Raw genomic sequence first — 19,128 nt, 5'->3', positions numbered from 1 at the left:
CCGGGCGCGGTTTAGACGTAAAAGATATCGCGATAGGCCGTATAAATCGCGATGGTCAGGACGGGCACGACAACCAGGAGCCCGAGCATCAGGGGCAGGGAGCCGAGGATCACCAGCACCATGGCGGCCAGCCCGTAGATCAGGAAGGGCAGGACATTCTTCAGGCAGCCGGACAGGCTGAGTCCAAACGCCTTGAGCACCGGAACTTGGTCGAGCGCAACCAGGCTCGGGGCGAAGAACATGGCCATTGCGAGCGGGATACCGAGCAGCATCGCCGCCAGCACCGGAAGGAGGATCATCGGGTTGGCGAAGACGATGTCGATGTCGTTCGGGTCCATCGTCGACAGATCCACGGCGCTTCCCATGGCGGCGAAGACCGCGGCGAACAGCGCTCCGGCGACAATCACGATGCCGAGTGCCAGCAGTAGGTAGACGACACCCACCAAGGCGAGCGGCCCCGGATTCTCCGAGACACCCGCAAAGAGGTGACTGATTGCGAAGCGGCCCTCCCGGTATTGGCGGTGTGCTCCGATGATGAGTCCGGCACTGAGCATCGGTGTCAGGATGGTGACCGCCAAACTGCCGACGAAGGGCACGATGCTGACCAGGATCAGGATGATGTAGAACAACACCAGCGCGCCGATCCATGCCCAGGGTTGTGACTTGAACAGCTGCCATGCCTCGGTGATCCACAGCCAACCGTGCCCGGCGGGCCTTGATTGCGGTGCCTGCAGCGCGTCTTCCTCACTCTCGTTGAGAGGCGGCGTCAAATCGGCTTGCGGCGGTGCATAGGGGTTGTCGACACGGCTCGGTGGGCTCATCCCGCGGTTGGCAAGGTAGCGCTCCACCACCACTCCGCAGGCCTGACAAACGCCCGTGAGCTTCGACACGGCCTCGGCGCCACACTTCGGGCAGCGTGTCGGACTACCTTCGGGTCCGCTGTCGGGCTCGCTCCCGGGGCGAACGCCGCCGGTCTGTCGCCCGTCGCCCTGGCGTCGTCCGTCGTCGTACCGAGACGAGGCTTCGACGCCGCGACGTTTAGTCGCCGGCGGCTCGATGATCCCCTCCGGTCGACTGCCGGCGGGTCCCGGTGCGGTGTTCATCGAGGATTCGGGCTCGATGGTCACCTTCAGTCCGATGGTGCTCAGGGCGTCCCGATAGCGCTGCGCGTCGCCGGTCGTCAAGCCGTGCTTCAGCGCTCGACCGGAGCCGCCGAGGATCAGATCCCGAGCGGTTTCCTCCGTGAGCTTGAACTTGGCCGCCAGCCGCGGCACCACGTCCTGCAATGCATGGCCTGGCATGAGTTCGCCGGCGTAGAGGATCCGATAGCGTCCTTCCATCGTGGTTCTCCTGAATGGCAGAAATAGGGGGCGGTTCGGCCAACCCTTCCCGAACAAAGCGCGCCGGGGGCACAACGCAGTGTGCGCGTGTTGCTCGGCTAGGCGGTCAGGCGTCTCAGCCAGGCGAGGATGCCCGGTTCCGCCGCCCAGACGTCGCGCATCGCCTCGCGGTACATCCAGGCCTGGTCGTCGCCGCCGGGGAGGGTGTCCGGCGGGGCAAAGCGCGGGCGCTTGATGCGTTTTCGGGTCAAATACTGTGGGATTCTCGGCAAGCGGTTGACGGCAGTGGTCAGCACCAGGCGCGCCCTGTCCTGCCGCCCGAGACGGTAGAGGGCCAGAACCTCGCCGTAGGCGAGATCCGCCAGCCCATCGTTGGGAAAGCGACGGGCCAGCGCCAACGCCAGCTCGTCTTGGCCGTCGCGCAGATAATAATTCATCAGCTCCGCGCGCACGCCGTGGTTGTCCCGCGGGTTGAGGCGCAGCAGGGTTTCTAGCGTGCGCGCCGCACCGTTAGGCTCGTCTTCGTCGATCTGGCACAGATACTGTCGGAAGAGCAGTCGCAACGCAGGGCGATTCGGCGGGGCGGACCAGGGAATGTGTTGCGGGGCATCCTCGGGGAGAACTTGCTCCAGAATGCCGCGAGCGCGCTCGAGGAGGGGACGCAACAGCAGGTGGGAGATCCACGGCAGCGTGCTCTCGGGGTGCAGGTACAGCGCGGTCGCGAGATCGTCCAGGACATCCAGGCTGTCCGCGAGCGCGGGGTTGGCCAACAGGTGGTCGAGCCAGTCGGGCGTCGCCCAGAGGTCGACGTCCTCCGCGGGTACGAGTCGGGTCGAATCGGGTTTGGCCGTCGGAAAGACCGACCTCCACTGCGTTTCGAGCCGGCGCACTGCCGGCGGAGCGCTCAGTCGCGCGGGGCTGGGCGCATACCGCGAGAGGCCGAGGACCGCGTCATCGTCGGCCCCGTCCGGCATGGGGGCATCGAGGTCGTCGAACAGCGCGAGTTGACCAGGCAGCCAACCGGGAGCGTAGGTGTTCAGCGGCTCCAAGCAATAGGCGGGCATCGGACGGGCTTCAATCAGGGAGATCCAATCGAGGAGGTCGAGCAGAACCGGGTCGAGGGCATCCGAATGGCTGTCCACGAGCGCTTCCTGCGGGTCCTCGACGGCACGTGCGAGGAAGTCCAAGATACCGGGATGCGTGAACCCGATCTGACGGAACCGAAAGAGCCAGAAGCGGGCGCGTTCGCGAGCGATCCAATCCTTGTGCTGAGCCGCGAGCAGCGTGATTTCGAGGATCGCCGTACCCGGATTGTCCGGGTCGCTTCGCAATGCGGCTGTGAAGGCTGCGCCGGCTTCGGCGAAATCGCCGTTGTCGATCGCCATGGTACAACGCCGCTGCCAGGCCGCAGCCCGCAAGGATCGGCTAGCCTCGTCGCAGATCCGCTCGAGGAACGCCTCTTTCTTGCGCCGATGACCGAGTCGATCGTAGGCATCGCACAGGATGTCGATCGACGGCTCGAACTCCCCGTCGAGGTCTTCCAGCGAGCCAGCAAAGAGGGGTTCCAAGAGAGCCGCCGCGCGCTTCGGCCGATCCTCCGTCAGCCACCGATCGGCGATGCGGGCAAGCAGTGGCTCGGGTACTGCGTGCAGGTCCAACGCCTCGCGCAGACCCTGCTCGGACAGCTCGTCGAGCAGGATCTCCCAGACCAGATCGCTCGAGAGTTCCGGCACTTCGTTGAGGGCGCCGCAGCACTCGCCGTAAGGGCTTCCCGAGCCACATGAGCAGGGTTCCTCGGGGGGGTGAGGCGTCATCAATCGGGTCTGGAAGGCGTAGGCCGGCTGCGGGGTCGCGTTCCAGATCGCGGTTCCGAGGAGATTGGCGAGGCGTCGCCGCTCCACCTCGTCGAACTCTGCCCCGGACAACCCGAGCAGCTCGGGGAGATGACCGCGGGCCCAGTCCAGGAAGCTGTCCGGATCCGGTGCAAGCAGGATTTGTCGCACTGAACGCTGAATCAGCTCCTCGAAGCGTTCGGTATCGGCCATGTCGTGGTCCAGCATCGCGATCTCCTCCGTCGGATGGAGGCCGTTTGGGGATGCGCCCGCCGGCGCTGAATCTGTCGCGCGGCGGATCCTGCATCATTTGATTGTAAACCCTCCCGGGCCGGCTGTGTCGATGACCTGCAACAGGTGAATGCGCAAACGGCAGGGCGTGCAATGCGGCGAAAAATCCGCGAGTGCTCGGTATAGTTGCGGCATGTTCGCTCTCGATCACCCTCATGACTGAGCAGAAGGTCAGAATCTTTGTCTCCTCGCCGTCCGATCTGGAGCATGAGCGTGCCCTGGTCAAGGACGTGATCGAGGTGTTGGCACAGGAGTATCTGCCCTACTTCAGCCTCCAGGCCATCCTATGGGAGGAGGAGGCGCTGACCGCCGCGCAGAGTTTTCAGGCGGGCCTCCTACGTCCGTCGGAATGCGAGATCGTGCTCGTCATGCTCTGGACGCGGCTCGGCACGCCGCTCGCGGATGACCCTTACGAGGGTATGACCGGGACCGAGTGGGAGTTCGTCGATGCCGTGCAGGCGTCGGCCCGCACGGGTACCCCCGAGGTCTTGGTCTACAAAAAGACCGCGCCGCGCATGGTGGACGTCAACAATGCCGAGGTGACCCGCGAGGCGCTTGCCGATCGGCATCGACTCGAAGAGTTCTTCCGCACCCACTTCTTCAACCCTGACGGCAGCTTCAGCCGGGCCTTCAGACAGTTCGCCAACGACCGCAGCTTCCGCGAGCTGCTCGAGGCGCAACTGCGCAAGCTCCTGAACCGACGCATCAGCGCGGAGCGACGCTTGGCCTCCGATACGGGCGACTGGCGGGGGAGCCCCTTCCGTGCCGGCGCCGCGTTCGAGCTGGTCGACGACCGCGTCTTTACCGGCCGCGAGACCGAGACACGCGAGCTGGTGACGCGCCTCGAGGCGCTGCAAGGCCCCGGGCGCGGCCTGCTCCTGTTGAGCGGTCCGAGCGGTGTGGGCAAGAGCTCACTGATCCGCGCCGGGTTGCTGCCGCGTTTGATCCGGCCTTTTCTCTTCCAGGGCATTGCCGGGTGTCGCTGGGGTTTCGTGGATCTGGAGGATCGCGACCCGATCGAGGCCCTGGCCAGTGCCCTCGCAGGGCCCGGTCTGTTGGGACCGGCGCTGGATACCTTCGGCCTCGATGTCCCTCGCTTGACGCGGTTGCTGGTGAGCGAGCCCGAAGTGGCCGCCGATCAACTCTTGGCCGCGCTCGCGCAGTTGGCCGACGATCCGACAATCAGAGGCGACGCCTCGAACGGGCGTCTACAGCTCGCGGTCATCGTCGATCCGCTCGATCGCCTCCTGACCGACGCGATGCGGACCGCTCCTCAAGCCCGGTCCTTCGTCAAGGCCTTGGCCCTGCTCGCCGCCCGAGACGGCGTCTGGGTCATCTCCTCGCTGCGCAGCGACTACCTGCGCCACCTCGGTGAGATGCCCGAGTTCGCGTTGCTCCTTGACGAGCAGAGTTGGTTCCGCCTGGAGCCGCCGCCCGCGGCGCGGATCAGACAGGTCATCGAGATCCCCGCGCGGGTCGCCGGCATCGAATACGAGGGGATGGCCGGCGGCGGGCGCGGCCTGGTCGAGGCGTTGGAGTCGGAGGCGAGCCTGCTCGAGCACTGGCCGGCCGTCCTCGAACCGGCCCTGGATGAACTTTACCGCCGCGCGCGCGACGGTTCCGGCGATGCCGAATCCAACCGGAATCGGCCCCTGACCCTTGCCGATTATCGCCGGGTCGGCGGACTCTCCGGCTCCTTGCTGCGCCGCGCGGAGTCCCTCTGGGAGGCTTTGGATCCCGAGGTCAGGGACGCGCTGCCGGTGCTCTGCCGTGGCCTGATCGCCCTCGAGGGCGGAGGCGCGTCGGTGCTCGGCGCGCGCCGTGGCGACCTGCGCACCCTGACCCGCCGGCCGGCGGTTGCCAAGCTCGTCGAGTCACTCATCCAAGCTCGCTTGCTGGTCGCCGAGGGTGTGGCGGATCCCTCGGCGCGGCTCGGCTGCAAGCCGGAGACGCCGCGCCTTATGGACGATCTGCGGCGCATCATGATCCAGACCGGCGAGGAATGGCGCGAGCGGTTGCGTAGCAGGCGGGCCACCGTCGGGCGCGATGCGTCGGTGGAGTCGGACGGGGGTCTCGAGGTCGCACCGGATCCAGCCATCATGGCCCCCGACGTGGAGCGCGCCGAGGATGCCGACGCCTTGCAGGTCATGCAATGGGAGGACTACCGTGGGCTCGCAAGCTTCATCCATCCGGCCTTGTTCGAGCGGTGGTCACCGATCCGCGACTGGGTCGCGGACCCGGGCAACCGCCGCGATCTCGTCCTGCGCTACCAGATCTCACGCCAGGCGCGTCTGTGGAGGCGGACCGACTGCAATCGCGAATATCTGCTCGGAGAGGCCGGCTATGCCGCGGCGCGGCGTTTCGCGGATGCCTACGGCGAGGAGCTCGAACCCCTGGAGCTCGAGTTTCTCGAGCACTCCCATCAACACTTGGTGCTGCAGCGACGGCGCAACCGGTGGGCTCGTATTCTCGGTCTGACCCTGGCTGCTCTCTTGGTCCTCGCGACCGGGGCGGCCTTCTGGGCTTGGAACGCGTCGCGCGAGGCGACCCTGAACCTTCAACGCAGCCTGCTCAAGGCAGCCGATCTCGCCGTACGGCAAGGCAACACGCCCGAGGCGGTGCGACTCGCCCTCAACGCCGGTCCCTATCTTCCCGAAGCGGCGACCGACACACTGAGTCGCGCCTTCACGACGAACCGCATGATCGCGATGGTCCAGTCCGAGGGGACGGCGGAAGACCAGCCCTTGCCTCCGGCGTTCCGCGACGACGGCGAGCGTCTGGTCACTCAATCGCGAGGCGAAGGTGTGCAGCTTTGGGCGCTGCGGGGGCAGAGCTACCAACCGGAGGCGCGCCTGTCGGGCCCGGAGATCCCGATCCATTCGGTCCGCTTCGTCGGCATCGGCGAGCCGCAGACCATCCTGGGAATCGGCGAGGGCGGGGTCTGGCGGCTCCCGGCCGAGCCCGGTCGGCCCCCCGACTGGACCTGCGGCGCGCGCCCGGACAGTCCGATCGCGCTGGACCGAGACGGCCGCTTTCTGGCCCTGTCCCACGGTGCGCCGCAGGACCGTTATGCCGTCTGCCTCTTGGACCTCGAGCGTCCCGGGGCAGCGCTTTGGGACGTGCCTGTACACGCGAGCGAGGTACGCAGTATCGCCTTCGCACCGGACGGCGAGCTGCTTGTCACCGCCTCGCGCGACGGCACCGCGCGGGTGCTGGAGACGCGTGCGGGCGGCGAGCGGGTGGTCCTGCCGACCGACGGCTCGCTCGGCCGGCCGGCCAACGATGCCCGTTTCGACCCGGCGGGGCGGCGGATCGCCGTGGCCTCCGCCGACGAGCGGATCCGCGTCTACGATCTCGACGGCCGCGAGCTCGCCGAACTCGGCGTGGTCGAGCGCGACGGCCGGCGCATTCGCATCCACAAGTCCGCGGTGCGCGAGGCGGTGTTCTCGCCGGGAGGCCAGTATTTGATCGCCGGGGACGATGCAGGGCAGGTCGTGCGCTGGGACCTCGAGAGCCGCAACGCCGAGGTCCTCGGGCATCACGGACTGAGTGTGGAGCATGTGCGTGTCTCGCCGGGTATGGACGACGAGGATCGCGAGCCGTTGGTCCTCAGCGCCTCGCTCGATAAGACCGCGCGCCTGTGGGGACTGCTCTCCGGAAAGGAGGTGGCGGTCTTCAGTCACGACGCCGCGGTGACGGATGCGCGTTTCAGTGCCGATGGCCTGCGGGTCTTGAGCTATTCGGATCCGGACGGCTCGGCGCGACTCTGGTCGGTCAAGCCGACCGAGACCTTGGCCTTTCATCTCCCGAGCGCCGATCATGTCTGGCATCTGGCGATGGCCGAGACGCCTGCCGCGCCGGGCGCCGCGACCGCTGAGACGCCGTCGGTCATGCTGGCTACCGCGGCCTTCGACGGAAGGGTCGAAGTCTGGCAGTACGAACGTCGTGACGATGCACCCCCGCCGGTGCGAATCTGGACCCTGACGGGGCATCAGGGGCGGGTACGGCGGGTCGACTTCTCGCCCTCGGCGGACCGGCTGGCCAGCGCGGGTCACGACGGTACCGCCTGGGTCTGGGACCTGGAGACAGGCGGTGGCTGCCGCCTCGTGGTCGCCGCCGATGGTGCACCCTGCAGCCCGGATGGCGGGCGCACCTGTCCGAACGTCCACCAGGCCCTGTTCGCCCCCGACGGGCGGTGGCTTCTGACGACATCGAGCTATCTCGCCGAGCCGGTGCGCTTCTGGAATCCGCAGACCTGCGCTCGACTGGACGGTGCGCCCGGCTGGGGCGAGGGCGGAAGCGGGGTGCAGGCCGCAGCGGTCTCCGCGGGGTTGGATGGAGCGACACTGGTCGCGACCGGAGACGACGATGGCGGTGTCAGGGTCATGCGGATGGATGGCTCCGGTGGCTGGACGCCGGTGTGCGCCGCACAATGGCATACGGACACGGTTACGGACGCGGCCTTTTCCCCGGACGGCAAGTGGCTGGTCACGTCGAGCGAGGACGGCAGCGCCGCCCTCGTGGCGCTGAACCAAGACGGCTGCGCGTCACCCCGCTTGATGGAGCCCCAAGCCGGCATCCTCTACAGCGTCGCCTTCGCGCCGGATAGTCAGGCGCTGGTCACCGCGTCATTGGACGCAAAGGCACAGGTCTGGGCCCTCGACGGCTCCCTGCTCGCTGAGCTCGTCGGGCACAAGGATCGGATCTACGCCGCCAAGTTCAGTCCGGACGGGCGCTGGATCCTGACCGCCTCGCGTGACGGCGCGGTGCGTATTTGGATGCGCCCTCGGGATCCGAGCCCGCTTCCGGAGGGATCCTTTCTGACCCTCGGCGGCGAACTCGGCGGTGTTGCCTATGCCGACTTCAGCCCCGACGGCCATACCATCGGCGCCGCATACTGGGAAAACGCCACACTGCTCTGGCGTCTCTGGACCGAAGAGACGCTGCCGGACCGCCGCCTCGAGGCGATCTGGGGTCGGGACCGCGCGCGTCTTGCCCTGATCCGCGAGGCCGCGCGTTTCAAGGCGGAGAACCGGCTCGGCCGGCGCGAGCGCGACATCTCGGATGCGTCACCTCGGGTCGAGTAGACTTGCCGCCTGCCGCCTGCCGCCTGCCGCCTGCCGCCTGCCGCCCGGGGATCGGCCGCGGTTGCCGTATCGAAGACTCGCCAATTTCCTCGCCGGCGAGCTGCTCCTGCCGGCCTCGCTTGCGTTGTCGTCATCGTCATCGTCATCGTCATCGTGGTCGTATCGATAGGCGATTACGACAACGAATGGTCTCGACACATCTGCCTCGCTGCTCTAGCCTCTCGGGCGCGCACGCACCAGTCCGCTTTAGCGAACGAGGATTCACCATGAGCCGTAACCCCGTCCTGCCCTGTCTGCTCGGCGCCGTACTCGCCACCTGCGCGACCCAAGCCGCCGCCTTCAAATGCATGCCCCTTTACGGCAATTGGTGCGGGGTCGGGTATCCGGTCGCCGGGTTTCCTCCGCCGGTCGATGCCTTCGATGCGGCCTGCATGCGCCACGACCTCTGCACGGCCGGTCCCGGCCCGAGTCAGGCCTGCGATGTCGCCTTCGTCGGCGAGCTTCATGCCGTTGCCGCACAAGTCGGCTATCTCCCGCGACCGCTCCAATGGGCGGAGTATGTGATCCGCGTCAAGTCGGGAGGCCCCTGGGGCGGCATGCCGATGCCGTCACCCTTCGATGCCTTGGGCTTGATGTCGAGCGTCGCCGCGCCCTGTTGGTAGGCATCGATCGACTAGGGCCCCACCGGCGGCGGATCTCCGCAGAGCGTTCCGTTGATCAAGCACTGCGGCGTGATCCCCGCGTCGATCTGTGCTTGATTGATTTCGGAAATCTCCTGCTCGGTGATGGTGTTCGCCTCGCAGCCGCAGATTTGGCTTGCGCAGCAACTGCATTCGGCGATCGCTTCGACAGCGAGGATCGCGTCGAGATTGCAGACCGATGGATTCAACCCGGAGCAGGCTTGGCCCACGAGGCCAAGATCGTTGCACTCCGCCGTGCAGAGCGCCGCGTCGCACACGAAGCCGACCTGGACGTCTTCACCGCGCGTGCATTGCGTGTATTCCTGGCAGGCCTTCGTGCACAGCGCGCTTCCGGTCAACTTCGGGTAGTCATTCGGCTGAGGTGGCGACTCCAACAAGGGGCAGGCGACATCGGGGTTCGGGTCGTCCGGAATGCACCGGTCCGGCGTCGGAACGGTGGCGTCCGATTCGCTGTCCGCGGTGGCACCGACGTCGCGGCGCGGGAGCTTGTAGGCGGCGGACCAGACATTCTTCCTCCCGAGGAAGCACTGGCTCTTGTCGTCCAGAGTCTGGCCGACCTGGTAAGGTCCCTTAAAGTTGGGGCAGTGACAGGTCACGGTGCCCGAATCCCCGTCGTCGCGATAACAGGGCGCCGTCATGCATCCGGCGTAGACCGATTCGGGGCATCTCGTGCTCCCGATGTTGTTCTCCCCCGCACAGGCGAAGCTGAAGGTGGAGATCAGGTCCGCGCCGGGAAACAGATGATTGGAGTTGATGGTGTTGCAGACAGGGGCCTGATTCTTGTTCGGGCAGTTCTCACCCGTTTGTCCGCAATAGGCGATCGTTTGCTGATACGTCTCGACGTCGAGGATGGCGTTGATGTCGACGTAATAGACTCCGTAGGGAATCTCGATGCACTTGCACTCGGAGATCGGGTCATTGAGCAAGGTATTGGTGGTGCAGGGTAGCGTGCCGTCGGGTCCGGAGTAGTAGCAGAGCGCGAAAGGACCACCCTCGCAGGGTAGGAAATTCGTTCTCGGGTCGACCAGGATGTCGGCGTATGCCGGGCTTTCCGAGTCGGGCAGGGCCGTCATCATCGTATTGAATTCGAATGGCAGCCCGCGGCGCAACGTCTCCGTGATCACCTCCCTGGTGAAGACGCGCGACGTCCGTTCCGGATTGTTCTGAAAACCGATCAGGGAAAACTGAGGCTGGCTGGATGCCGCCGGCGTGACCGGGTCGGCGCCGGTCTGGCCACAGAGGCCTAATAAGATGATTGCCGCCGCGAAAGCGGCCGTCTTTAGTGTCCGAATCGAAAGCCTTGCGTATTGCGGATTGTGCATTGTTGTCCTCGGGCCCTGCCGTCGAGCGGCAGAGCAGGCTTTATCGAGGTGTCGTCCACCCAACGTTCTCCTTTTTTGCCTCGACCTCGAACCTAGCATGGAAGGGCGACGGGAAAAAGCGCCGCTGATGACCCGCAACTCATTCGATCGTCTCAATGCTGCGATGTGGGGGCCGAATGGGTCGTGCGATGCGCGATCGCGAGGTCTTTCGCGGCCTCGAATTCGGCATCGGTCATTTGGCTGCCGATAATGTTGCGTAATTGATCGGCATCCGTGTCGCCTTGCGCGATGGCCAGAGACAACCAAAAATGGGCACGGGCGAGATCGATCTCGACCCCGCGGCCCTCGGCATAGATCAGCCCCATTGCATACTGGGCGTCCATTTCCCCGCGCTCGGCGGCATCGCGAATACGGGCCACCTTCGACGGGTCGTTACGCAGCAGGATCAGATCCTTGAGATAGTTGTTGTCGGCCATGCTGTCGACTCGGATTCGTGGGTGCTGGATCCGAACGAGTATAGAGCAACCTCCCGGTCCTCGCGTCCGGCCCCGGGCACGCCGAGCTCGGCTTCGCCCGGCGCCGGTCTGCAGGCGGCGCGGAGGTTCGACGCATCGGATTTGGCCGAGGCTCGATCCGAGCTGATACCATTAGGCTGCGGACACGGATGTTCCGAACGCCATCCATCCAGTCACGACGACACCGACGGTGAGTCTCCATGCCCCTGATCAAACCTTTCGCGGCGCTCCGGCCGGCCCTCGCGCATGCCGCGGACGTGGCCGCCCCGCCCTATGACGTAATGAGTGCTGCGGAGGCACGTCGGATGGTCGAGGGACGTCCTTGGAGCTTTCTGCATATCTCACGACCCGAGGTCGATCTGCCCGAGGGTATCGATCCCCACAGCCCGCCCGTCTATGCCAAGGCGCGCGAGAATCTCGATCGGATGCTGGACGCCGGTGTATTGGTGCGCGACGCGGCGCCCGGCTACTACCTCTATCGCCTGACGATGGGCACGCACCGCCAGACCGGTCTGGTGGCCGCCGCCTCGATCGAGGCCTACGATCGGGATCGGATCAAGCGCCATGAGTTTACGCGCCCCGTGAAGGAGGACGACCGGGTGCGCCAGATCGATGCACTGAACGCTCAGACCGGGCCGGTGTTGCTCGCGTGTCGGGCACGACCGGATATCGATGCCCTGCTCGCCGGTCTTGTCGCGGGTCCGGCCAAGACGGACGTCATCGCGCCCGACGGGATTCGACACGAGTTTTGGCCGATCATGGACGAGAGCACGATCGGCGCGCTGACCGCGGCCTTCGAACGTCTTGACGCTCTCTATATCGCCGACGGCCACCACCGCTGTGCCGCGGCCTCGCGCGTCGCCGCCATGCGCCGTGCCGCGAATCCGGATCACACCGGGGCCGAGCCCTACAACTTCATGCTCGCCGTGATCTTCCCGCATGATCAGATGCGGATCCTGGACTACAACCGGGTGGTCAAAGACCTGCACGGCCACAGCGTCGAGTCCCTCATGCAGCGTCTCTCCGTCGCGTTCGAGATCGAGGGCGCCCCTGGGCCGGTCGGTCCCGAGCGTTCGGGCGCATTCGGGATGTACCTTGCCGGCCACTGGTATCGGCTGGTGCTCGATCCGGGCCGAATCCCGCACGACGACCCGGTTGGTCGGCTCGATGTCAGCCTGCTGCAGGACAACGTGATCGGCCCGATCCTCGGCATCCAGGACCCGCGGCGCGACGAGCGGATCGATTTCGTCGGCGGAATCCGTGGGCTGGAGGCGCTGTCGTCGCGGGTCGATTCGGGCGAGATGGCCGTTGCCTTCGCGCTCCATCCGACTCGGATGGAAGACCTCATGGCGGTCGCCGATGCCGGCGAGGTGATGCCGCCGAAGTCCACCTGGTTCGAGCCGAAGCTGGCCGATGGGCTGGCGAGCCATCTCCTGACGGATTGATCCCGCAAGGGCCCTCGGGGCACAAGGCCCGTACAGACGCGCCTCGGATCCTTCGGAGCGCCGGCGCGTCGAATCCTCCTCGAATACCAAGCCTGCGCGTTGGCGTCACGACCTCCGCGCGGTTGTGGTTGAAACCCCGGGATTTCGCGGTCAAACACTCAAGACGTACCGCAGCTACCGAGAGTCGCTCCACATTATGGTCAAACCCACCTACAACCTCCCCGAGTCGCATTCCGACGACGACGAGGCGATCCGTCACTGGCTCGACGGGTTGGCAAGCCATTATCCGACCGAGGAGCTCAAGCAGATCGCGGGTGCCTGCGCGGCCTTGACGCGCTGCCGAGGCGACCGGCGTATCGAGACCGGCGAGACCCATGTGCGTCACGTGCTCTCGACCGCGGACATCCTGGTGCGTCTGCGGATGGACTTCGAGACCCTCATCGCGGCCCTGCTCAACGGCTGTCTCGATCAGGGCGATCTCACCGAAGCGCAGCTCGAAGACCGCTTCGGTCCGGGCATTGCGCGGATGGTCGGCGATCTCTCGCGCATCGGCCAAATCGCCAACATCGACGCCATCATCGCCGCCAAGGATCAGGACGAGCACGAGGAGAACCTGCGCCGTCTGCTGCTCGGCATCGCCGAGGACGTGCGGGTCGTGCTCGTCGTGCTCGCCGAGCGCGTCCACCTGATGCGTGCCATCAAGGATCTGGAACCGGAGCGCCGCGCCAAGATCGCGCGCGATACCCAGCGCATCTACGCACCGCTCGCCAACCGTCTGGGCATCTGGCAGGTCAAGTGGGAGCTCGAAGATCTGAGCCTGCGCTACCTCAACCCCGAGGACTACAAGCGCATCGCCAAGCTCTTGGCAGAGCGCCGCGAGGAGCGCGAGCACTACATCGCGGCGGTCATCCAGACCCTGTACGACAAGTTCGGCGACGCCGGCATCAAAGCCGAGATCACCGGTCGCCCGAAACACATCTACAGCATCTGGCGCAAGATGCAGCGCAAGGAGGTCGAGATCGCCGAGATCTTCGATCTGCGTGCGGTGCGGATCCTGGTCGGGTCGGTCGCGGACTGCTACGCCGCGCTCGGGCTAGTGCACGGTCTTTGGAAGCATATCCCCAAGGAGTTCGACGACTACATCGCCACGCCCAAGGGCAACATGTATCGATCGCTGCATACGGCCGTCGTCGGGCCCGAGGACAAGCCGTTGGAGGTGCAGATTCGCACCCACGAGATGCACCAGCATGCCGAATTCGGTGTCGCTGCACATTGGGCCTACAAGGAGTCCAAGGGGCATGACGCCGAGTTCCAGCGCCGCGTCATCTGGATGCGCAACTGGCTTGAGCTCAAGAACGAAAGCGACGAGACCGGTGGCTTCCTCGAGCGCTTCAAGGCCGAGTTCGAGCCGATTCACATCTATGTGCTCACCCCGCAGTCGAAGGTGATCGAGCTGCCCAAGGGCTCCACGGCACTCGACTTCGCCTACGCCATCCACTCGGAGGTCGGCAACCGTTGCCGCGGAGCGCGCATCAACGGGCGGATCGTGCCGCTGAACTACGAGCTGCACAGCGGCGAGACTGTCGAGATCCTGACCCAAAAGAACGCCACGCCCAGCCGCGATTGGCTGAGTCCGCATCACGGCTATCTGACCACGGCGCGCGCCCGCAACCGGGTTCGCCAATGGTTCAAGCAGCTCGATCACGATCAGCATCTGCAAGGCGGACGCGCTACCCTGGAGCGCGAGCTGAGCCGACTGGGTATCGCGGAGAAGCCCAACCTGGAAGACCTCGCGACCCGCTTCAACTTCAAGCGCGGGGAGGATCTCCTGGCCGCGATCGGGCGCGGCGACCTCTCGGTCGGGCAGGTCGCCCGGCAGGTCGGGGAGCGCAAGACCGAAGAGGGCAAGGAGATCCAGCCCAAGCTGCGTCAGCCGCACAAGCCGCGATTGGATGGCGCCACCGATGTCGTGGTAGAGGGCGTCGACGACCTCATGACCCATCTCGCCCCCTGCTGCAAACCGGTCCCTTACGACCCCATCGTCGGCTTCGTCACCCGCGGGCGCGGGGTCACCATTCATCGCAAGGATTGCAGCAACCTACGCAATCTGCCGCCGGCGGAGGCCGAGCGCCTCATCGATGTGCGCTGGGCGGATCAACCGGCCGACGTCGGCTATTCGGTCGACGTGTTGGTGATCGCCGCGGATCGTAAGGGTCTGCTGCGCGATGTCTCCTCCGTGCTCTCCGACGACGAGGTGGACGTTCTCGGCGTCAACACCCATTCGGAGCGATCAACGGACACCGCCGCGATGCGTTTCACGCTAGAGGTCAAGAACATGGCGCATCTTGAGAAGATCCTGGCGAAGCTGCAACAGATCCCGGATGTCCTGGACGTGCGGCGGTCCTACTGAAATGCGGCGCGCAGAGATCGACGGGGCGATAGGGGCGCAGACGTACGCATCGCTCGTGACCATCGCCGAGGCGTTCGAGATACCTTCGCCAGTCGAGACGGTCGAGCCTTTCGGGCGCGGCCTGATCAACGATACCTTTCGCGTCGCGGCCGGCGGCGTGCGCTGCGTGCTCCAGCGGATCAACGGCACGGTCTTTCCCGATCCATTCCGGATCCTCTCCAACATCCAGGCACTCGATCGACAGGCGCGGCGGCACCCCGATCTCGGGTTTCGTGTCCCGGCGCTGATCCCGACCCGTGCGGGCGATGCGGGTCTGCGCGCGCCGGACGGAAACGTCTGGCGTCTCATGACGATGATCGAGGATACCGTCGGCCTCCCTCGTGTCGAGCATCCCGATCAGGCTCGCGAGGTCGGCAGGCTCCTCGGTCGCTTCCATACCTTGCTGCAATCGCTGCCGCCCGAGGCACTGGGCGTCACCCTGCCCGGATTTCACGACACGCCGGCCTATCGAGCGCGCTTTTTCTCGGTCTTGGCGCGGATCGAAGGCGCCCGAGACAACCCGAAGGTCGAGACATGCGTCCGGTTCGCGATCGAACGCCAAGCGCTCGCGAGACGCATCTCCAATGCGCGGGACCGAGGCGAGATTCCCGTGCGCGTCACCCACGGCGACCCCAAGCTCGACAACATCCTCTTCGACCGCGACAGCGGGCGAGCAATTGCGCTGATCGACCTCGACACCCTGCAACCCGGCCTCATCCCGCACGATATCGGCGACTGTCTACGCTCCTGCTGCAATCGCAGCGGCGAGTCCGCGCACGGGCGCACCCAGGTCATGTTCGATCTCGCCGTCGCGGAGCCGATCCTCCAAGCCTATGCCGAGCAGACGCGCGCTTGGCTGAACCCCGAAGAGATCGCCCTGATCCCCGAGGCGATCCGCCTCATGCCCTTCGAGCTAGGCTTGCGATTCCTGACGGACCACCTCGAAGGCGACCGTTATTTCAAGGTCGTGGAGCCCGGCGAGAATCTGCGCAAGGCCGAGATCCAATTCGCGTTGGTCGCCGATATCGAAAGCAAAGCCCAAGACATCGAGATCATGGTCAACCGCTTTTTTCACTCCCCGACATGACGCCGGGGCAAGGTCTAACGCAGTCGCCTGAGGGCACTCTTCAGGCGCCGAGTTGCCTGTCGGGTTGCGCGGTAGAGTCTGAAGAGACGATTGCCCGGCCGGGTCAACAACCAGTTTTGGACGAGCTCCCCGCCAAGCTGCCCCTTGAAACGGGTGACGTCGTTCAACGCCGCATCGGTGAGATCGTTTCCTGAATAGCCGAGCGCCGACAGCGCTTCAAATGCCTTCCAGCGCAAAAAAGGTGTGCTGCCAAGCTTCAGATGGTCGGGATCTGCCCCGGCACAAACGGTGTGACTGACCGGGTGTCCTCCGGTCAGCACCAGTTGCGTCGCGACCGACTCGCCGTTGGGCAGTCGAGCGTGGTAAAGCCTGCACAGATTCTGTGCTTTCAATGCCTGGAAGTAGCGGCGAAATGCCGGCTCCTTCAGATAAATCGGCGCGCCTTTGCGACGATGTGTGTCGATGTGCAGGCGATAAAAGCTATCAAAATCGTCGTCATCCGTGACGGTGAGGCCGTTTTTTGTTGCCCGATCGATCAGGCGGCGAAGATTCTGATTCACCCGCTCCCAGGCAGATTGCAGGTCGGCGATATCCACCACGTAGCTGTAGTTCGGCTGAACGTCCCATCCTTTGGATAGAAACGTGCGAGCGTCTTCAATGGGGTGCCGCACATGCAGCAGCAAGTGAAGGCAGTCAAACGCCCGTAGATGGGACTCCAGTCTCTGCATGATCGCAAGCTGACGGGACGTGCGTTCATATGGGACTTTCGTGGAATACTCGCGAATCACCGGGCTGTGGTAATAGAGCAGCAGCCGGTTGGCGGCTATCCAGCCAGGACCGAATCGCGATAAATACAGCGGCATGCCGCCGACTAATTCGCTACCCTTGAACAGGCCGAAGATGCTGAATCTGGCGTTGGTCACGCTGCACAACACATCCAAATAGGCTGGAAGCGCATAAACGCTTCCCGATGGCGAATCGGCGACGAATTGATTCCACGTCGGATAATCGCTCTTTGCGATCGTTCGAATCGACAGTTCGGTGCTCATTGGGTATGGCCCTGCTCCAAGCGCGTTTGGTCGTGCACGATATCTCAGGAACCCGTGAGGTGTAACCATGCATGAGTCCCGGAACCAACTGCTGTCCGCCCTTGGCCGTCTTGCCGAGCTGCTTCAGCGCATCGGGCATCCACGTGCGCTTGAGGTCGCTGATCACCTGGTCCGGTTCCGGCAAGCGCCCGGGCAGGTACTGCGCCGACTGAACGGAAACGACTGGTGGGCCGGCGCCGGCTCCCTGGCGGCCGAGACCATGGCCGACAATCCCGGTCTGCCCGAGGCGGTTTGGCGTCGTGAGGTCCGCGAGTTTCGGGAGCTGATGATCGAGATCGGCGAGGCCCTGCAAGCCGAAGGCGCCGCCAATCCGGGCATCTCATCCTGGCTTCTCGCATTCAACAACTGGAACGCGTCCGAGGTCTGAGATGACGCGCCTGGCGCGTCGGCAGCGTCCCCTCGGCCTTCGGTGTCGGCGGCGGAATCCTCCGCGTGGGGTCGAACGATAGGCGTCCACGCGCACCGCAGGCGGCATAATCGTTGCGCAAAGCCTCGGTGGCCGACTCCGCTAAGCCCTGCAGCGATAGCCAGGCGTGCAGGCCCTCGTAAAGATGCTCGAGCGGGATGCCGTGTGTTTTGCCCGAGTGCGCGTAGAACCAGTCTGACCAAACGAGAAAGTGCTCGAAGGGCGCATCGCCGAGCAGGAGGGGCAGCGTCAGCCTGAAGCGCCCCGAGTTGCCTACCAGATCCCAATAGCGCGCGAACCGGGTCAGTCGCTGCAGGGTCGCTTGGTCGATACGATCGCTCGCGAGCAGGCTGTACGGCGGTTCCGGGCTGAAGATCAACCCGAAACGCTCGACGTGTCGGCAGACCGGCGCACCGCGGAGCCGCTTGAGAATCCCGACCTGGATTTCATGCGGCCCGATCCGCATCAACCGGTCGAAGCCGGCCGCGAATGAGGCCGGGTCCTCGCCCGGCAGGCCGATGATGAGATCGGTGTGCAGATGCGCGGTCGTATGTGCGTGCAGCCAGCGCAGATTGGCCTCGGCCTGCACATCATTCTGACGCCGCGAGATCAGCATCTGCACCTCGGGATTGAAGGTCTGCACGCCGACTTCCAACTGAAGCGTGCCCGCCGGAAACGCCGCGAGCATCCCCTTCAGCCGCGCCGGCAGATGATCCGGGACGAGCTCGAAATGCAGAAAGGGCAGATCGTCCGGGCGTTCGCGAATACGGTCCAGAAAGAACCCCAGGATCGCCGAGGCGTGATCGATCTTGAGGTTGAATGTCCGGTCGACGAACTTGAACCGGCGAGCACCGCGCGCATACAGCCGCTCGAGCTCCGCGATCAGCGGCTCGAGCGGAAACGGCCAAGCGGTCCGATCCAGCGCCGACAGGCAGAAGGCGCACGTGAAGGGACAGCCGCGCGACGCCTCGAGGTAAAGATTGCGCCGCCGCAGGTCCTCGTCCGAGAACTCATCGTAGGGAAAGCGGATCCCTTCGAGCGGCGGCTGCTCCCCGGCATGCACCTTCTCCGCGGGCCGCTGTCCGTCCATGATCGTGCGCGCCAGCCGTGCGAAGGTCACCTCGCCCCAGCCCGTCACCACGTAGTCCGCCAGCGCACAGATCCGTTGGGACTCGACCTCGTGACTCACCTCCGGACCGCCGAGCACGACCACCACATCCGGGGCGGTCTCCTTGAGCAAGGCGACGACACGCGTCAAAGGCGCGACGTTCCAAATATAGACGGACAATCCCACGATCCGCGGTCGTTCGGTCAGCAGCTGTTCGACGACCTCCTCGGGTGCCGCCCCCAGTACGAATTCGCACAGCATGCTGGCCTCGCGCAGCGGCCCCAAATTCGCACGCAGATAGCGCAACGCCAGCGAGGCATGCGCATAGCGAGCGTTCAGTGTGGCGAGGACGACCGGCGTCGGCATGCAGAGGCTCCTGGCTCGGCAGATCGGTCAAAGTGATGTTCAGGAACGGATCGACCGAGATGGCGGGGCC

Annotated in this window: 12 protein-coding genes; 6 read left to right on the top strand and 6 right to left on the bottom strand. The window is 65.3% G+C overall.

All coding sequences use genetic code 11. The features are described from left to right. Positions 1-11: 11 nt before the first annotated feature. Both LT988_RS12260 and LT988_RS12255 read right to left on the bottom strand, forming a co-directional pair. Entirely contained in the window at positions 12-1,340 is a 1,329-nt protein-coding gene (locus LT988_RS12260) for a BPSS1780 family membrane protein (protein ID WP_232410405.1), read from the bottom strand. Positions 1,341-1,438: 98 nt separating this feature from the next. Further along, positions 1,439-3,400, bottom strand: a complete 1,962-nt coding sequence (locus tag LT988_RS12255; protein ID WP_232410404.1) for an SEC-C domain-containing protein — start codon at positions 3,398-3,400, stop codon at positions 1,439-1,441. A 218-nt stretch (positions 3,401-3,618) separates the two neighbouring features. Between LT988_RS12255 and LT988_RS12250 the strand changes: the two genes are divergently transcribed. Continuing rightward, entirely contained in the window at positions 3,619-8,550 is a 4,932-nt protein-coding gene (locus LT988_RS12250; protein ID WP_232410403.1) for an nSTAND1 domain-containing NTPase, read from the top strand. Positions 8,551-8,816: 266 nt separating this feature from the next. Beyond that, complete coding sequence (locus LT988_RS12245) at positions 8,817-9,212, top strand: hypothetical protein (RefSeq protein WP_232410402.1); 396 nt, start codon at positions 8,817-8,819, stop codon at positions 9,210-9,212. 11 nt (positions 9,213-9,223) lie between these two features. Here the strand turns inward: LT988_RS12245 and LT988_RS12240 are convergent, their stop codons facing one another. Both LT988_RS12240 and LT988_RS12235 read right to left on the bottom strand, forming a co-directional pair. Beyond that, positions 9,224-10,573: a hypothetical protein gene (locus tag LT988_RS12240; protein WP_232410401.1), complete on the bottom strand. Its 1,350-nt coding sequence runs from the start codon at positions 10,571-10,573 to the stop codon at positions 9,224-9,226. Between the two features lie 152 nt (positions 10,574-10,725). Beyond that, a complete protein-coding gene (locus LT988_RS12235; RefSeq protein WP_232410400.1) occupies positions 10,726-11,049 on the bottom strand; it encodes a sel1 repeat family protein in 324 nt (107 codons plus the stop codon). A gap of 239 nt (positions 11,050-11,288) precedes the next feature. On the opposite strand from LT988_RS12235, the gene LT988_RS12230 reads away from it, so the two are divergent. The 3 genes from LT988_RS12230 to LT988_RS12220 all read left to right on the top strand — a co-directional run bounded on the left by LT988_RS12230 (position 11,289) and on the right by LT988_RS12220 (position 16,069). Beyond that, positions 11,289-12,533 (top strand): DUF1015 domain-containing protein, encoded by a 1,245-nt coding sequence (locus LT988_RS12230; protein ID WP_232410399.1) that lies wholly within the window; start codon positions 11,289-11,291, stop codon positions 12,531-12,533. Between the two features lie 196 nt (positions 12,534-12,729). Next, positions 12,730-14,943, top strand: a complete 2,214-nt coding sequence (locus LT988_RS12225) for a RelA/SpoT family protein (RefSeq protein ID WP_232410398.1) — start codon at positions 12,730-12,732, stop codon at positions 14,941-14,943. Position 14,944: 1 nt separating this feature from the next. Then, positions 14,945-16,069, top strand: coding sequence for a phosphotransferase enzyme family protein (locus LT988_RS12220; protein ID WP_232410397.1), 1,125 nt, complete (start codon positions 14,945-14,947; stop codon positions 16,067-16,069). Positions 16,070-16,083: 14 nt separating this feature from the next. On the opposite strand, the gene LT988_RS12215 is transcribed toward LT988_RS12220, so the two are convergent. Beyond that, positions 16,084-17,118 carry a GNAT family N-acetyltransferase gene (locus LT988_RS12215; RefSeq protein ID WP_232410396.1) on the bottom strand — a complete coding sequence of 345 codons (1,035 nt, stop codon included), beginning with the start codon at positions 17,116-17,118 and terminating at the stop codon, positions 16,084-16,086. A 67-nt stretch (positions 17,119-17,185) separates the two neighbouring features. Here LT988_RS12215 and LT988_RS12210 point away from each other — a divergent pair, with 67 nt between their 5' ends. Continuing rightward, positions 17,186-17,545 (top strand): hypothetical protein, encoded by a 360-nt coding sequence (locus LT988_RS12210; protein ID WP_232410395.1) that lies wholly within the window; start codon positions 17,186-17,188, stop codon positions 17,543-17,545. Here the strand turns inward: LT988_RS12210 and LT988_RS12205 are convergent. Beyond that, positions 17,517-19,058 carry a B12-binding domain-containing radical SAM protein gene (locus LT988_RS12205; RefSeq protein WP_232410394.1) on the bottom strand — a complete coding sequence of 514 codons (1,542 nt, stop codon included), beginning with the start codon at positions 19,056-19,058 and terminating at the stop codon, positions 17,517-17,519. The two genes, LT988_RS12210 and LT988_RS12205, sit on opposite strands and share 29 nt — an antisense overlap. Positions 19,059-19,128 lie beyond the last annotated feature (70 nt).

Origin of the sequence: Thiocapsa bogorovii, assembly GCF_021228795.1 — a bacterium.
GTDB classification, from domain to species: Bacteria; Pseudomonadota; Gammaproteobacteria; order Chromatiales; family Chromatiaceae; genus Thiocapsa; species Thiocapsa bogorovii.
This window is presented reverse-complemented; position numbering and strand designations above follow the sequence as displayed.

Excerpts from the sequence above, each read along its gene's own strand:
- LT988_RS12205 (WP_232410394.1), bottom strand. The coding sequence starts at position 19,058 with ATGCCGACGCCGGTCGTCCTCGCCACACTGAACGCTCGCTATGCGCAT.
- LT988_RS12210 (WP_232410395.1), top strand. The coding sequence starts at position 17,186 with ATGCATGAGTCCCGGAACCAACTGCTGTCCGCCCTTGGCCGTCTTGCC.
- LT988_RS12240 (WP_232410401.1), bottom strand. The coding sequence starts at position 10,573 with ATGCACAATCCGCAATACGCAAGGCTTTCGATTCGGACACTAAAGACG.
- LT988_RS12225 (WP_232410398.1), top strand. The coding sequence starts at position 12,730 with ATGGTCAAACCCACCTACAACCTCCCCGAGTCGCATTCCGACGACGAC.
- LT988_RS12255 (WP_232410404.1), bottom strand. The coding sequence starts at position 3,400 with ATGCTGGACCACGACATGGCCGATACCGAACGCTTCGAGGAGCTGATT.
- LT988_RS12245 (WP_232410402.1), top strand. The coding sequence starts at position 8,817 with ATGAGCCGTAACCCCGTCCTGCCCTGTCTGCTCGGCGCCGTACTCGCC.
- LT988_RS12215 (WP_232410396.1), bottom strand. The coding sequence starts at position 17,118 with ATGAGCACCGAACTGTCGATTCGAACGATCGCAAAGAGCGATTATCCG.
- LT988_RS12235 (WP_232410400.1), bottom strand. The coding sequence starts at position 11,049 with ATGGCCGACAACAACTATCTCAAGGATCTGATCCTGCTGCGTAACGAC.
- LT988_RS12230 (WP_232410399.1), top strand. The coding sequence starts at position 11,289 with ATGCCCCTGATCAAACCTTTCGCGGCGCTCCGGCCGGCCCTCGCGCAT.
- LT988_RS12260 (WP_232410405.1), bottom strand. The coding sequence starts at position 1,340 with ATGGAAGGACGCTATCGGATCCTCTACGCCGGCGAACTCATGCCAGGC.
- LT988_RS12220 (WP_232410397.1), top strand. The coding sequence starts at position 14,945 with ATGCGGCGCGCAGAGATCGACGGGGCGATAGGGGCGCAGACGTACGCA.
- LT988_RS12250 (WP_232410403.1), top strand. The coding sequence starts at position 3,619 with ATGACTGAGCAGAAGGTCAGAATCTTTGTCTCCTCGCCGTCCGATCTG.